Here is a 15,524-nt window from a genome sequence, read left to right on the forward strand (position 1 = left end):
CCTAAATTTAATCGGTTTACATTAACACTTTTCTATTAGAGCTATCAATGCTTAGAAAGTTCGTCCAATGGTGAAACTAAAGAATTCTTCATCATCACCCTCATAAATCTTCACTGGTTTCGCAATTGAGAATACTAACGGCCCCATAGGAGACATCCATTGTAAAGCTGCACCATATGAAGAACGGAAATTCGATGGATCAGAATAATCATAGTAATACTGACTGCCATCCATTCCTGGTTTAGGATCTTTATAGTCAAACTCAGTATCCCAAACACTCGCCATATCAAAGAAGACACTGGTACGAATTTGACCTTGTGTCTCTTCACTTGCAAATGGAGTTGGTACAATTAGCTCAATACTTGCTAAAGCTGTTGCATTACCACCAACAGAATCATCCGTTGCTGCGTAAGAGGTATTATTACCTATCCCCCCATTTGAACCTTGAGCATAAACGGCTTTTGGGCCCGCAGAGTTTGAACCAAAACCACGTAATGTTGTGAAACCACCTGCATAGAAGTTTTCATAGAATGGGTACAGGTTATCATTACCGTCAGTTTGACCGTAACCATTACCGTATCCAGCCTTACCACGCATTAATAAAGCAAACTCATGCTTTTTAGTTAATGGGAAATATTGGCGCACTTCATATTGAGCTTTGAAAAACTGTGAATCCGAATTCGGCGTCGTTATCTTATAAGACGCACGCTGGTAGTTACCTGCGGTTGGGAAATAACCTTTATTTAAGTTATTACGAGTCCAAGATAACGTCACATCAAAGTCACTTACGATCAGCGTTTGAGCACCTTCATCATAAGCATCACCTACTGAATTTAAGTATTGTTCAATTTGAACATAACCTTCTAGATTAGAAATTTTGTTATGCGTATAACCCACACCAATTTCGAAGTAGTTTAGCTCATCAAACGGGAAACCCCATGTAAGATTACCACCATAACTTTGGTTGGTGTAATCGACAATACCCGCATCAGATGCTTCAAATTCATTATAGAAAATCTTACCACCTAAGCTGACACCATCAAGGTTCCAGTAAGGGTCTCGATAATCTAAACTGATGTTCTTTTGATAATCGTTCATCATTGCATTGATACCAACACGGTTACCAGAACCGATGAAGTTATCCTGCTGAAGACCAACTTGGAAGCTCACACCCGATTCAGTACCGTACCCGACACCAAAATTAACACTACCTGAGTTTGCTTCTTTTACAGAGTAAACCAGATCAACTTGATCATCAGATCCTGGAACTCGAACCGTTTGTACATCGACCGTTTCGAAGAAACCTAAACGATTTAAACGATTTTTCCCCGTTTCAATCGACTTAGAGTTTAACCAAGAACTTTCCATCTGACGCATTTCACGACGTAACACTTCATCTTTAGTGGAAGTATTACCGACAAATTTAATATCACGAACATAGATACGGTTACCCGCCTCTACATTAATAACTAGCGATACTGTTTGGTTCTCATCATCAAACTCTGGCATGGTACGAACTTGAGGATAAGCGTAACCGGCTTCACCCAAAATTCGTTTAATATTTTCTTCTAAACGAGTAACTTCAGAGCCGTTATAAACTTCGCCATCTTCAAAAGGAACAAGCTTTTTAAATTCGTCTTCTTTACCGATCAACTCACCTTGGAATTTAACGCCACTTACAGTGTAAGGCGCCCCTTCTTCAACGGTTAACGCGATATATACGCCTTTTTTATCTGGAGAAATAGAAACTTGAGTTGAATCTACCTGAAATTTCAAATAACCGCGATCAAGATAATATGAACGTAATGCTTCAATATCACCAGCAAGTACTTGTTTCTGATATTTTTCATCCGCTAAAAAATTCCACCACGCGACATCTACATTAAGATTGAAACGACTGAGGAGTTGCTCATCAGTAAATACTTCATTACCAATAAAGTTAATTTGTTGAATTTTAGCCGAAACGCCTTCAGTAAATACAAATTTTAAATCCGCACGATTTCTAGGTAGTGGCGTTACAACAGCATGAACCGTTGCATTGTACTTACCAACACTGTAATAGAAGTCTTCTAAGCCCTTTTCAATATTACTTAATGTTGTTCGATCTAATGCTTCGCCTACACGAATAGAAGAAGCTTCTAAGTTTTGCTGCATCTGCTCTTCTTTAATGGCTTTATTACCAGAAAAAGAGATATTTGCAATCGTTGGGCGTTCTGTCACTTTAATTAGTAATGCATTCCCATCACGAAATACCTTTACGTCTTCAAAGTTACCAGAAGCAAATAATGCTTGAATTACCTGAGATACGTCTTGCTGGCTCATACTATCACCAACACGAACAGGGGTCTTAAGTAATGCTGCACCTAATGCGACACGCTGTAATCCCTCAAAGCGTATATCATCAATAACAAATGTTTCTGCGCTCTGCGCTGCAACGCTGCCAAAAAGCAGTGAGGCTATCAACAATTTTTTCATCGCCATAATACGTTTTATTATTCCCTTGCTACTACTTAAAGGCGCATAAAGTCGTTAAATAAAGCGACAGCCATTAATGACATAATCATTGCTGTTCCTACTTTATAACCAATTTCTTGAACTCTTTCTGATACAGGCTTACGCGTAATCCCTTCTATTGCAAAGAAGAGTAAATGCCCACCATCCAATACAGGAAGAGGTAATAAATTAATAATACCTAAATTAACACTAATTAAAGCTAAAAATCCTAAAAATGATACTAAACCATATTCAGCTGTAGTACCTGCGCCTTTGGCTATCGAAATAGGACCACTTAAATTATTTAACGCTACATCACCCGTGAATAATTTCTTAGTCATGGTTAATGTTAAATCAATAATATTACCGGTTTTTTCTACTGCTTTTTCAAAAGCAACGATTGGACCATATTGTTTTTCATAGCGATAACCTTCAGGCCATGCTTCAAAAATAGGTGATACTCCAGCAAAACCAATAATTTTACCGTTAGCATTCTCTTTGCTATCAGGAGTTAAGCTTAAAGCCACCTGTTCATTATCACGAAGTACAACTAGCTCCATCGTTTTATTTGGATTGGATTGTATCGCGTCAACCATATCCTGCCATTCTGCTAACTTATTACCATTAACAGAAACTAAGCGATCACCAACCAATAAACCTGATTTTTCAGCTGCACTATTTGCACTTACATTGGCAACATCTAAAGTTAATGTTGGGCGATAAGGAAGAAAACCAAGAGACACCATTGGTGAATCTTTTTCTGGATCAAATTTCCAATCAGATAAATCAAGAGTCGTTGTAACATCTACACCAATATTATTTTCATCGCTATAGGTTACCGTCATCGACTCATCGCCAATATGAGAAACAATCGCCATATTAACCGCTTCCCAATCCGAGGTTTTGATTCCTGAAATCGCTTTTAGTTCCACTCCAGATTCAATTCCTGCTTGAGAAAAAATTGAATTATTATCGATATGTCCAACAACTGGCTTTAATGCAGTCACTCCGATCATAAAAGCAAGCCAACACGCTACCACTGCAAAAATAAAATTCGCGATTGGTCCTGCGGCAACAATGGCACTTCTTTGCCATAAAGGACGGTTATTAAAAGCATGTTGTTTAAGTTCTTCAGGAACCTCATCAACACGTTCATCCAACATTTTTACATAACCCCCAAGTGGGATCATAGATATGTTATATTCCGTGCCGTCTTTGCCTTTTCTGCTCCAGATTGACTTACCAAAACCAATAGAAAATTTCTCAACAATTACACCACAACGGCGAGCTACCCAAAAATGACCATACTCATGAACAGCAACAAGAATACCTAGTGCGATAATAAATGATGATAGATTCCATAGAAGTTCTGACATAGTTAAACCTTTTTAATTGCCTCATCGGCATAATGACGGGCCATTCTATCTAGGTCAATCAGGCTTTCCAAGCTATCTAGCTCAAGGTTTTGGAAGTTTGCGCATACTTTGTCCAAAACCGACTCATTAATTCGAGCTATATCTGTAAATTTAATCTGACCGTTCAAAAAAGCAGCGACTGATTGTTCATTAGCTGCATTTAACCCTGTCGTCGCGTGCTGACCTAAATAACATGCGTCAATAGCTAATTTCAAACATGGGTAACGAGAAAAGTCTGGCTCAAGAAAACTAAACTCTCCCACTTTAGTAAAATCAAGTGGTTCAACTCCAGCATTTACTCTTTTAGGATAAGACATAGTGCAGGCAATTGGGGTTCTCATATCGGGAAGTCCCATTTGCGCTAAGACAGAACCATCCTTGTACTGAACCATAGAGTGGATAACTGATTGAGGATGAATAACAACTTTCAACTGCTCTTTGCTTGCGTTAAACAGCCAACGAGCTTCTATATATTCCAACCCTTTATTCATCATGGTTGCTGAATCAACAGAGATCTTAGGTCCCATTGACCAGTTAGGGTGAGCAATTGCCATTTCAGGTGTTACAGATTCTAATTCTGATATATCGGTATAACGAAATGGACCACCTGAACCAGTTAATAAAATAGAGCTAATGCCATTAGCATCTAAATCACAACGCCCTAAATTGGTTTGAATTCTCTCAGGAAGACATTGAAAAATTGCATTATGTTCACTATCAACTGGCAATAACTCGGCACCATATGTTTCGACAGCATCAATAAATAATTGCCCAGACATGACTAAAGCTTCTTTATTCGCAAGTAATATGCGCTTTCCAGCTTTAACTGCTGACATGGTTGGTAACAGACCAGCTGCCCCAACAATCGCCGCCATGACCGTATCAACATCATCAAGTTGAGCGATGTGACAAAGCCCTTCTTCACCTGAAAACACCTCGATATCAAGATCACGCTCTTTTAGCTTAACCATTAACGAATGTGCTGCGTCAGTACTTGCCATAGCAACATATTTAGGTTGCCATTCACAACAAAGATCCAGCATTTTTTCAACGTTACTTCCTGCACCTAATGCAACAACATCAAATTTATCGGCGTTTTGTTTTGCGACTGAAAGTGTACTACTACCAATAGAGCCAGTAGCACCTAAAATGGTTAACTTGCGCATAATGAATGACCACAATGAAAATTGAATAGAAAAACGGTAGATTATGATATCTACCGTATAAATTAAGTTGATTTAGTTCTTCAAAACAGAAGAGAAACGAACTATAGAAAATACAAGAAAGCAAATACTGGGAATGCAGCCGTTAAGCTATCAATACGATCTAAAATACCACCATGACCAGGAATGATAGTGCCACTGTCTTTAATACCAGATGCTCGCTTAAACATACTTTCAACAAGATCACCTAATACTGAAATAATAATGGTTGCAATGAAAATACCTAACATCGCAATTGTACTTTCAAATCGGATTTCAAAAGCACTTGCAGCAACCCAGCCAACGATAATCGCAGTAATAATCCCACCGATTAAACCTTCGATCGTTTTATTTGGGCTTACTGCTGGTGACATTTTACGCTTACCAAAGGTTTTGCCAGCAAAATAAGCGCCGCTATCTGCAGCCCATACCAATAAACAAACCAATAAAACTAATTTAGCGCCATAAAAACTATCAACCGCATAACTATCGGCACGCAACAATAGAATACTCCACAAAAATGGGATCATTGTTAGCCAACCAAAAATGTGCTTTAAAGGTAGGTGGTTTTGCCATAATGTTTTACTTTTAGGGAAGGTTAAAACCAAACCTGAAGCAACTAGCCACCATATTGAACCAATCAATAAGATTGCTTGATGCCCATCAGTTGGAATCGCAAGTTCCAAAGTTGAGGTTGGCAATAAAAAAAGAGACGCTGCAAGGGCAATTACTGAAGGGACTAAGGCTATATAACGAGATTTAGATTCTGTAAACTGAGTCCACTCCCAAAAGCCTACAAGTGTAATTGCGGTAATCGCAATAAGGAAACCTTGCATTGGCAACATGAAAATGCCTGCAATAACTAGGGGTGCTAAAATAAGAGCGGTAATAATACGCTGTTTCAAACTTTATAGATCCTTTTCGTTCATTAGAGCTTGGATTTGCTCACCTGTACAACCAAATCGTCTTTCTCGACTAACAAACCAAGCAATAGCATCCGCTAAACTTTGTTCATTAAAATCAGGCCAATATTGGTCAGTGAAATAAAACTCAGCATAAGCCATTTGCCACAGCATGAAATTGCTGATGCGACACTCACCGCTGGTTCTAATCATTAAATCCACATCAGGTAAATCTGACATTGTGAGCTTAGAAGCAATCGACGCTTCATCAATATCATCAACCTGTAAATTACCTTGCTCCACTTGATAAGCAAGACGTTTAACTGCTTGGGTAATATCCCACTTGCCGCCATAATTTGCAGCAACATTTAGCACTAACCCTGAATTTTCACAAGTTAATGCCTCAGCATCAACGATCTTCTTTTGAAGACGAGAGCTAAATTGAGAGGTATCACCTATAACGCGTAACTGAATATTATTTTTATGAAGACGCTTAACTTCACGGGAAAGAACCGTAATAAACAACTCCATGAGGACACTAACCTCTTCTTCTGGGCGACGCCAATTCTCGCTACTAAAAGCAAAAAGAGTAATGGCTCTTATCCCTAGTTTGCTGGCTGCTGATATGGTTTTTCTCACCGCATCAACACCGGCTTTATGACCAAATACACGAGGCTTACCCTGAGCTTTCGCCCAACGTCCATTACCATCCATGATTACCGCTATATGATTTGGTAATACTTCAGATGATAAAAACTCGCTGTTAGGTTGACTGGCCATATAACTCCCTTAAAAATAAAAGCGCTAATGTCTACACATAGCGCTTCTTATCGTGTTCATCGCCGACATCATATCATTATTTATATGAAAAAATCAGCCTGAACAATGAGTAATAAAAGTAAATTAGACTTCCATTAACTCTTTTTCTTTTACTGAAAGCACTTCATCAATGCTCTTAACAGCAGAATCTGTCAGTTTTTGAATTTCGTCTTGTGCTCTACGATCATCATCTTCTGAAATTTCTTTCTCTTTAAGAAGACCTTTAAGATCACCATTTGCATCACGACGGATATTACGAACAGCAACACGAGCGCCTTCAGCTTCGCCACGTACAATCTTAACAAGGTCTTTACGACGCTCTTCTGTTAGCGGTGGAAGCGGTACGCGAATTACTGTACCAGCAGACATTGGGTTTAGACCAAGATCTGACATCATGATTGCTTTTTCAACTAAGCCAGCAAGCTCTTTATCAAAAACAGTAATCGCAAGAGTACGAGAATCTTCAGCAATGATGTTTGCTACTTGATTAATTGGAGTTCTTGCACCGTAGTACTCAACAGAAAGACCAGCGAGAAGGCTTGGGTGAGCACGACCTGTACGAATTTTTAACAGGCTGTTTCTCAGTGCTTCTACGCTTTTTTCCATGCGCTCTTGAGCGTCTTTTTTAATTTCGTTAATCACAACTTCACCTTAAATTGTTATTTTATATTGGACGATTTATTCAGCGCTGCTGATTAAAGTACCTTCAGTTTCACCCATTACAACACGACGCAATGCACCCGGCTTATTCATATTGAATACACGGATAGGCATTTTGTGGTCACGAGCAAGAGTAAACGCTGCTAAGTCCATAACTTTTAATTCTTTTTCAAGAACAGTGTTGTAATCCAGTTTATCATATAATTCTGCATCAGGGTTAGATACTGGATCAGCGGTAAATACACCATCTACTTTTGTTGCTTTTAAAACGACATCAGCTTCAATTTCAATGCCACGCAAACACGCAGCAGAATCGGTTGTAAAGAATGGGTTGCCTGTACCTGCAGAGAAAATTACTACACGGCCTTGACGAAGTTGAGCGATTGCATCAGCCCAATTATAATCATCACATACACCTTTTAGAGGGATAGCAGACATTACTCGTGCATTTACATAAGCACGGTGAAGTGCATCACGCATAGCAAGGCCATTCATTACTGTTGCTAGCATACCCATGTGATCGCCTACTACGCGATTCATACCAGCTTCTGCAAGGCCAGCACCACGGAAAAGGTTACCACCACCAATAACAACACCAACTTGAACACCAAGTTCAATCAGTTCTTTTATCTCTTGAGCCATACGCTCAAGTGTTGCTGGGTCAATACCAAAACCCTCTTCGCCTTGAAGTGCTTCACCACTAAGTTTTAATAGAATACGCTGATATACTGGTTTCGGGTTCGTCGTCATGGTTCTTACCTTTTCACTAAGAGTTGTCGAAATAACTGTCGCCATTTGATATTAACTGTTTTCTGTAAAAGCAAATAGCTACAACTATCGTCTTATATTATAAAAGCTTACGTAACTAAGTTGATTCTTTATTCACAAAAAGACCGCAGCATGGCCACGGTCTTTTTTATCAACAATACGAAAGGATTAACCTTTTTGTACTGCAGCTACTTCGTCAGCAAAGCTCATTTCAGCCGCTTTCTCGATACCTTCACCAACTTCTAGACGTACGAAGTTAGATACTGATGCGCCTTTTTCTTTAAGAATTTCAGCAACAGTTTTCTTAGGTTCCATGATGAAAGCTTGACCTGTTAGAGAAACTTCGCCCGTGAATTTCTTCATACGGCCGATAACCATTTTCTCAGCGATTTCTTGAGGCTTGCCTTCGTTCATAGCGATTTCAACTTGAACAGCTTTTTCTTTTTCTACTACTTCAGCAGGTACGTCAGATGGGTTAACGTACTCAGGCTTAGAAGCAGCAACGTGCATAGCGATGTGCTTAAGCGTATCAGCTTCGCCTTCACCAGCAACAACAACACCAATTTTCTCGCCGTGACGGTAAGAAGCAAGTGCTACGCCTTCAACAAGTTGAACGCGACGGATGCTGATGTTTTCGCCGATTTTAGTAACTAGAGCGATACGAGCATCTTCAAATTTTGCTTGAAGAGCTTCGATGTCTAGACGCTCAGCTAAAGCAGCTTCAGCAACTTCGTTAGCGAATGCTAGGAAACCAGCATCTTTAGCTACGAAGTCAGTTTGACAGTTAACTTCAAGAAGAACAGCAACGCCAGCTTCTTCTTTGATAATGATTGTGCCTTCAGCAGCGATGTTACCTGCTTTTTTAGCCGCTTTTGCTGCGCCAGATTTACGCATATTTTCGATTGCTAGCTCGATGTCGCCTTCAGCTTCAACAAGTGCTTTCTTACATTCCATCATACCAGCAGCAGTACGTTCACGAAGTTCTTTAACTAGAGCAGCAGTTACAGTTGCCATTCTCAATTCCTCAATATAAATAGGTATAAAAGTTAAAAATCAGGGGCCAAATTGGGCCCCTGCTAACTATATTTAGTTTACTACGAAACTAAAAGACTCACTAGGAGCAAATAATAATTCGACGAGTCGAAAAATTACTCAGCTTCTACGAAACCGTCTTTTTCAGCTACAGCTGCAACGTCTTGGTTACGACCAGACTTTACAGAATCAGCAGCAGCGTTCAGGTAAAGTTGGATAGCGCGGATTGCGTCATCGTTACCTGGGATAATGTAGTCAACGCCATCTGGGTTTGAGTTAGTATCAACAACAGCAAATACTGGGATACCTAGGTTGTTTGCTTCTTTAACTGCAATGTGCTCATGGTCAGCATCGATAACAAATAACGCGTCTGGAAGACCGTTCATGTTTTTGATACCACCTAGAGATTTCTCTAGTTTTTCCATGCTACGTGTACGCATAAGCGCTTCTTTCTTAGTGATCTTCTCAAAAGTACCGTCTTGAGATTGAACTTCGAATTCTTTTAAACGCTTGATAGACTGACGAACAGTTTTAAAGTTAGTAAGCATGCCGCCTAACCAACGGTTGTTCACGTAGTACTGGTCACTGTTGATTGCAGCTTCTTTAACAGCTTCAGATGCAGCGCGCTTAGTACCAACAAAAAGAACTTTACCTTTTTTGCTACCGATTTTAGCAAGTTCTGCTAAAGCTTCGTTGAACATTGGTACCGTTTTTTCTAAGTTGATGATATGAACTTTATTACGAGCACCAAAGATGAATGGCTTCATTTTTGGGTTCCAGTAACGAGTTTGGTGACCGAAGTGAACACCAGCTTTAAGCATATCGCGCATTGATACAGTTGCCATTTGAGAATTCCTCTATTAAATGGGGTTAAGCCTCCACATACCCCGCTTGTAATCCGACCCTAACCATTTGATTGAAACAATCAAAAAGTTGAGCACCCCGGACAGCGTGACGGTATGTGTGTGATTTAAAATTAAAGTATTGTCGGTATTGAGAACAAATTGTTCATCAATCCGGCGCGCTTTATACCATAAAAACGCCGCTAAAATCTACTATTTTCAAAAAAATCATTCTGACTCCCTTTCAACCAAGAATGATTTTTCACTCTTCTTCATATTGAAAGATAAACATACCCTAGGTAAACTAAGAATAATTATCGTTTAACCAGAACGATTTATTTTTAGATAGAGAAAAGCCCATGTCAGTAAATATTAAAAACGCTGCAGAAATTGAAAAAATGCGCGTTGCCGGCCAATTAGCCGCAGAAGTACTTGAAATGATTGAACCCTTCGTAAAAGCAGGGGTAACAACTGAAGAACTTGACCAAATTTGCCATAAGCATATTACTGAAGTACAAGGTGCGATCCCTGCACCACTAAACTACCATGGTTTTCCTAAATCTATTTGTACCTCAATCAATCACATTGTGTGTCACGGCATTCCAGCTACACAAGATGAGCAATACAATGGTTTCACTAAGCCAGCAGTACTAAAAGATGGTGATATTCTTAACATCGACATTACTGTAATCAAAGATGGTTATCATGGCGATACTTCAAAAATGTTTTTGGTTGGTGACGTTAGCTCTACAGATAAACGTCTATGCTTAATTGCACAAGAAAGCCTGTATGTAGGTATGCGTAAAGTAAAACCTGGTGTAAAACTGGGTGAAATTGGCACTGCAATTCAAAAATACATTAAAGGCACAACACCTAAATGTTCAATTGTTCGTGATTACTGCGGTCATGGTATTGGTTCTCAGTTCCACGAAGAACCACAAGTTGTTCATTACAAAAATAATGACCGCACAGTGTTAAAAGCTGGCATGACATTCACTATCGAGCCAATGATCAACTTAGGTAAATTTGGTTGTCTGCAGGATGATAACGATGGTTGGACAGTTTATACTGGTGACGGTAAAAATACAGCACAATGGGAACATACCATTTTGGTTACCGAAACTGGTTGTGAAGTATTAACACTTCGCGCTGAAGAAACTATTCCTCGACACATGAATAACAAATAATAATGAAATAAACAGAAGACTTCGGTCTTCTGTTTTTTTATCAGCAGGGATTGCTATGAATTATACATCTCCTCTTACCTTATCTGATCAACAACTGACAATTGCTGAATTAAAGCAACAACTCGCTCTCTTCTCTCAATATCAAGTCAACGCATTCCAACACAATGTTCCTGTTTCTGATTTAGTCTTTGAACGCTCTCATTACTTTGACCAATTGCTGTCTCGCTTATGGTCTTTCTTCGGATTTAATCAATTATCAAATACAACGCTAATTGCCGTTGGTGGGTATGGTCGCAGTGAGCTTCACCCTTTATCTGACATTGATATTTTAATTTTAAATAATGACAATCTAAGTGAATCCTTCTGTCAAAAAACCAGCGAATTCGTCACCTTACTTTGGGATTTAAAATTAGAAATTGGTCATAGTGTTCGCTCTTTAGATGAGTGTATTGAAATAGGAAAAAGTGATTTAACCGTTGCAACTAATTTACAGGAAGCACGCTATATTTGTGGTGATAAAGAGTTTGCTCATCAATTAAAGCTGAACATTCATTCAGATAGTTTTTGGCCTAGTGAAGCTTTCTATCAAGCCAAAATAGATGAACAAAAAAAACGTCATAGCCGTTATCACGATACAACATATAACTTAGAACCTGATATCAAATCAAGTCCAGGAGGGTTGCGAGATATTCATACACTCAGTTGGATTGCTCGCCGTCACTTTGGGGCAACCTCTCTTTTAGAAATGAGCCAAGCTGGATTTTTAACGGATGCAGAATACCGAGAATTAGTTGAATGCCAAGAATTTCTATGGCGTGTTCGTTTTGCCTTGCATATTGAATTAAAACGTTACGACAATAGATTAACCTTTGGACATCAACCTCAAGTTGCTGAACGCTTAGGGTTCATTGGTGACGGAAACCGTGGTGTAGAGCGTATGATGAAAGAGTTCTATCGAACGTTACGTCGTGTTGCTGAACTCAATAGCATGCTATTAAAGATTTTTGACGAAGCAATTATCCATCAAGGTGAGCAAGAAGAAGCGATTATTATCAACGATGACTTCCAACGTCGTGGACGCTTAATAGAGGCAAGAAAACCCGCTTTATTTCAAGCTCGCCCTGATACTATTCTTGATATGTTTTTACTTATCGCTAATGATTCAACAATTGATGGTGTCGCACCACCAACAATGCGTCAATTACGTACGGCACGTCGTAGACTCAATCGTTTTTTATGTGAAATACCAGAAGCAAGAGATAAGTTCATCACCTTAACTCAGCATCCTAACGCACTTCATAAAGCATTCAGTGTTATGCATCGATTAGGCGTACTTTCTGCCTATTTACCACAATGGAGTCAGATAGTAGGTCAAATGCAATTTGATTTATTTCACGCGTATACAGTAGATGAACATAGTATGCGATTGCTAAAGCACATTAATACATTTTCAGAACCTGAAAACAGAAAAAAGCACCCTATATGTTGTGAAGTTTATCCAAAAATAATAAAAAAAGAGCTGTTGATTATCGCGGCTATTTTTCATGATATAGCAAAAGGCCGAGGAGGCGATCATTCAGAACTTGGCGCTGTTGATGCCTATGAGTTTTGTATTGAACATGGGTTATCAAAACCAGAAGCAAACCTTGTTGCTTGGCTAGTAAAAAGTCACCTACTCATGTCTGTAACTGCTCAACGCCGTGATATTTATGATCCTGATGTTATTACTGAGTTTGCAAAACACGTTAGAGATGAAGAGCGTTTAGATTATTTAGTGTGCCTTACTGTCGCAGATATCAGTGCAACTAACCCAGATCTTTGGAATAGTTGGAAGCGAACACTTATTGCTGATTTATATAATGCAACACAGCGAGCACTACGTCGTGGTTTAGAAAACCCACCTGATATGCGTGATCGTATCCGCCATAATCAACACATGGCCTCTGCACAACTACGAGCAGAAGGCTTTACCCAATGGCAAGTAGAAGATCTATGGCGCCGATTTAAAGCTGATTATTTCTTACGCCATACACATCAACAGATTACATGGCATGCAAGTAATCTTCTTAATCATTCAGACAAAGAAAAATCGCTGATACTTATCAGTAAAAGTCCAACGCGCGGTGGCACGGAAATTTTCATTTATAGTAAAGATCAGGCACACCTTTTTGCAACCGTCGCTGCAGAATTAGATCGACGAAGCATTACCATTTATGATGCTCAAATTATGTCAAGCAAAGACGGTTATGCTCTTGATACTTTTATGGTTCTTGACCAAAATGACAATCCTATTGATGAGGATAGACAGCAACGTTTAATTGACCAGTTGTACGCTGTAGAACTGGAAACTCAAGAAACACACATCAAGACTCGTCGTCCCCCCCGACAACTACAACATTTTACGGTAAAAACTCGTATGGAGTTTCTTCCAACTAAAACGGGAAAGCGTACTTTAATGGAATTTGTAGCACTAGATACGCCAGGATTATTAGCTACGGTAGGAGCCACTTTTGCACGTTTAGGCGTGAACCTTCATGCTGCAAAGATCACCACTATAGGTGAGCGTGCGGAAGATCTCTTTATTTTAACGTCAGAGACAGGCGGTCGGCTTGATGAAGAAAAACAAGATGAATTAAAAACTGCGCTCATTGAAAATGTTGATAATCTAATAAACTAATATTTAAAGTGCCCTATTTAAACTTAACGGATCTACCCCACAAGTTTCTTTAACGCTATTTGTTATATTCGTTATCTTAGATGAAGATTGAAGCAACAAGATAATAACAATGGAGTAAACCATGTACCCACACTTAGTTAGCCTTGGAATTTCAGAACCCGAAAAAATTGAGCGTTACTCTTTGCGTCAAGAAGCACATAAAGACGTACTTAAAATTTATTTTGGTAAACAGAAAGGTGAATTATTCGCTAAAAGCGTAAAATTTAAATACCCACGCCAAGTAAAAAATGTCTTAGTTGATAGTGGTAGCCATCGTTATAAAGAAACCACCGAGATTAACCGTAACCTAACATTAATCATTGATGAGCTTAATAAAATTACACGCCCAGAAAAAGAAACTCCTGCGGATGTGAAAAAGAAAATCCTTAAAGATCTTCGTCACTTAGAAAAAGTTGTAGCAAGTAAAATTGAAGAAATCGAACGGGATCTAGATAAGCTTTAACACTGCTTTTTATGTGATAAAAAATGGACCAATTAAGGTCCATTTTTTATCAGTAGAATATACACATTACCAGTTAAGGCATTTGCTCAAATTCTTCTTCACCTTCTTTATCAACAGGGGTTGGCATTAGGTGCTCACGAGTGATACCTAATTTAAGAGCAAGCGCAGAAGCGACATAGATAGAAGAATACGTACCAATCGTAATACCCAATAGTAATGCAAGAGCAAAACCATGAATCATTGCACCACCTTGAGTGAACAATGCGATAACTACAAACAGAGTCGTTGCTGATGTTATCAACGTACGGCTTAATGTTTGAGTAATTGAATCATTCATTATGTCTTCAGGTTCACCTTTACGCATCTTCAAGAAGTTTTCACGGATCCGGTCAAATACAACAATAGTATCATTCAAGGAATAACCGACTACCGTTAGTAATGCTGCAATAATCGTTAAATCTACTTCAATCTGTAAGAATGAAAAAATACCTAATGTAATGATAATATCGTGCGCCAATGCCAATACCGCACCCGCGGCTAAACGCCATTGGAAGCGCATTGAAACGTAAGCCAAGATACATAACAAAGAAACAAGGATCGCTAACCCCCCCGCTTCAGTTAGTTCATCACCCACATTTGGACCAACAAACTCAATACGACGCATCTCAACTTGATCGCCAGTACCTTCTTTGATTGCACTGATGATTTGGTTACCTAGTTCTTCTCCTTTAATCCCATCACGAGGTTGAAGACGAACAATGACATCACGAGCAGTACCAAAATTTTGTACCGTTGCATCACCAAAGCCTTTTGCTTCTAGTGCACCGCGAATATCAGTTAATTGAGCAGGTTGCTCAAAACCAACTTCAATTAAAGTACCGCCTGTAAAATCTAACCCCCAATTCAACCACTTTGTTGAAAGTGTCGCAATTGAAGCAACAATCATCAACATTGAAAAGAAAAAGGCAGGCTTAGACCAACGCATAAAGTCGATCGTTTTCTCTGCTTTCATTAATTGAAACATA

13 protein-coding genes are annotated in these 15,524 nt (G+C 39.1%); 3 read left to right on the forward strand and 10 right to left on the reverse strand.

All coding sequences use genetic code 11. The annotated features are described in order from the left end of the window. Positions 1-51: 51 nt before the first annotated feature. From bamA to rpsB, 9 genes are all read right to left on the reverse strand, one after another. On the reverse strand, positions 52-2,481 hold the full coding sequence (bamA, locus tag BTO22_RS09750; RefSeq protein ID WP_105055302.1) for an outer membrane protein assembly factor BamA: 2,430 nt from the start codon (positions 2,479-2,481) through the stop codon (positions 52-54). Between the two features lie 29 nt (positions 2,482-2,510). Beyond that, entirely contained in the window at positions 2,511-3,869 is a 1,359-nt protein-coding gene (gene rseP / locus BTO22_RS09755; protein ID WP_105055303.1) for a sigma E protease regulator RseP, read from the reverse strand. A 2-nt stretch (positions 3,870-3,871) separates the two neighbouring features. Next, positions 3,872-5,074 carry a 1-deoxy-D-xylulose-5-phosphate reductoisomerase gene (ispC, locus tag BTO22_RS09760; protein ID WP_105055304.1) on the reverse strand — a complete coding sequence of 401 codons (1,203 nt, stop codon included), beginning with the start codon at positions 5,072-5,074 and terminating at the stop codon, positions 3,872-3,874. Positions 5,075-5,175: 101 nt separating this feature from the next. Further along, positions 5,176-6,015: a phosphatidate cytidylyltransferase gene (locus BTO22_RS09765; protein ID WP_105055305.1), complete on the reverse strand. Its 840-nt coding sequence runs from the start codon at positions 6,013-6,015 to the stop codon at positions 5,176-5,178. Between the two features lie 3 nt (positions 6,016-6,018). Then, complete coding sequence (locus tag BTO22_RS09770; protein WP_105055306.1) at positions 6,019-6,792, reverse strand: isoprenyl transferase; 774 nt, start codon at positions 6,790-6,792, stop codon at positions 6,019-6,021. Positions 6,793-6,915: 123 nt separating this feature from the next. After that, positions 6,916-7,473 carry a ribosome recycling factor gene (frr, locus tag BTO22_RS09775; RefSeq protein WP_060991661.1) on the reverse strand — a complete coding sequence of 186 codons (558 nt, stop codon included), beginning with the start codon at positions 7,471-7,473 and terminating at the stop codon, positions 6,916-6,918. 36 nt (positions 7,474-7,509) lie between these two features. Then, the gene (pyrH, locus tag BTO22_RS09780; protein WP_105055307.1) at positions 7,510-8,241 is read right to left on the reverse strand and encodes a UMP kinase; all 732 of its coding nucleotides are present in this window, start codon (positions 8,239-8,241) and stop codon (positions 7,510-7,512) included. Between the two features lie 186 nt (positions 8,242-8,427). Continuing rightward, the gene (gene tsf / locus BTO22_RS09785; protein ID WP_105055308.1) at positions 8,428-9,273 is read right to left on the reverse strand and encodes a translation elongation factor Ts; all 846 of its coding nucleotides are present in this window, start codon (positions 9,271-9,273) and stop codon (positions 8,428-8,430) included. 134 nt (positions 9,274-9,407) lie between these two features. Next, a complete protein-coding gene (rpsB, locus tag BTO22_RS09790; protein WP_105055309.1) occupies positions 9,408-10,136 on the reverse strand; it encodes a 30S ribosomal protein S2 in 729 nt (242 codons plus the stop codon). 356 nt (positions 10,137-10,492) lie between these two features. On the opposite strand from rpsB, the gene map reads away from it, so the two are divergent. The 3 genes from map to BTO22_RS09805 all read left to right on the forward strand — a co-directional run bounded on the left by map (position 10,493) and on the right by BTO22_RS09805 (position 14,499). Then, a complete protein-coding gene (gene map / locus BTO22_RS09795; protein WP_105055310.1) occupies positions 10,493-11,320 on the forward strand; it encodes a type I methionyl aminopeptidase in 828 nt (275 codons plus the stop codon). A 55-nt stretch (positions 11,321-11,375) separates the two neighbouring features. Then, positions 11,376-13,997 carry a bifunctional uridylyltransferase/uridylyl-removing protein GlnD gene (gene glnD / locus BTO22_RS09800; protein WP_105055311.1) on the forward strand — a complete coding sequence of 874 codons (2,622 nt, stop codon included), beginning with the start codon at positions 11,376-11,378 and terminating at the stop codon, positions 13,995-13,997. A 121-nt stretch (positions 13,998-14,118) separates the two neighbouring features. Next, complete coding sequence (locus BTO22_RS09805; RefSeq protein ID WP_060991667.1) at positions 14,119-14,499, forward strand: DUF3461 family protein; 381 nt, start codon at positions 14,119-14,121, stop codon at positions 14,497-14,499. Between the two features lie 73 nt (positions 14,500-14,572). Here BTO22_RS09805 and secF read toward each other — a convergent pair whose 3' ends face one another. After that, entirely contained in the window at positions 14,573-15,523 is a 951-nt protein-coding gene (gene secF, locus BTO22_RS09810) for a protein translocase subunit SecF (RefSeq protein WP_105055312.1), read from the reverse strand. Position 15,524: the final 1 nt, after the last annotated feature.

It is taken from the genome of Aliivibrio sifiae, assembly GCF_002954705.1.
Lineage (GTDB): Bacteria > Pseudomonadota > Gammaproteobacteria > Enterobacterales > Vibrionaceae > Aliivibrio > Aliivibrio sifiae_A.

Excerpts from the sequence above, each read along its gene's own strand:
- bamA (WP_105055302.1), bottom strand. The coding sequence starts at position 2,481 with ATGGCGATGAAAAAATTGTTGATAGCCTCACTGCTTTTTGGCAGCGTT.
- rseP (WP_105055303.1), bottom strand. The coding sequence starts at position 3,869 with ATGTCAGAACTTCTATGGAATCTATCATCATTTATTATCGCACTAGGT.
- ispC (WP_105055304.1), bottom strand. The coding sequence starts at position 5,074 with ATGCGCAAGTTAACCATTTTAGGTGCTACTGGCTCTATTGGTAGTAGT.
- BTO22_RS09770 (WP_105055306.1), bottom strand. The coding sequence starts at position 6,792 with ATGGCCAGTCAACCTAACAGCGAGTTTTTATCATCTGAAGTATTACCA.
- pyrH (WP_105055307.1), bottom strand. The coding sequence starts at position 8,241 with ATGACGACGAACCCGAAACCAGTATATCAGCGTATTCTATTAAAACTT.
- tsf (WP_105055308.1), bottom strand. The coding sequence starts at position 9,273 with ATGGCAACTGTAACTGCTGCTCTAGTTAAAGAACTTCGTGAACGTACT.
- rpsB (WP_105055309.1), bottom strand. The coding sequence starts at position 10,136 with ATGGCAACTGTATCAATGCGCGATATGCTTAAAGCTGGTGTTCACTTC.
- map (WP_105055310.1), top strand. The coding sequence starts at position 10,493 with ATGTCAGTAAATATTAAAAACGCTGCAGAAATTGAAAAAATGCGCGTT.
- glnD (WP_105055311.1), top strand. The coding sequence starts at position 11,376 with ATGAATTATACATCTCCTCTTACCTTATCTGATCAACAACTGACAATT.
- BTO22_RS09805 (WP_060991667.1), top strand. The coding sequence starts at position 14,119 with ATGTACCCACACTTAGTTAGCCTTGGAATTTCAGAACCCGAAAAAATT.
- secF (WP_105055312.1), bottom strand. The coding sequence starts at position 15,523 with ATGTTTCAATTAATGAAAGCAGAGAAAACGATCGACTTTATGCGTTGG.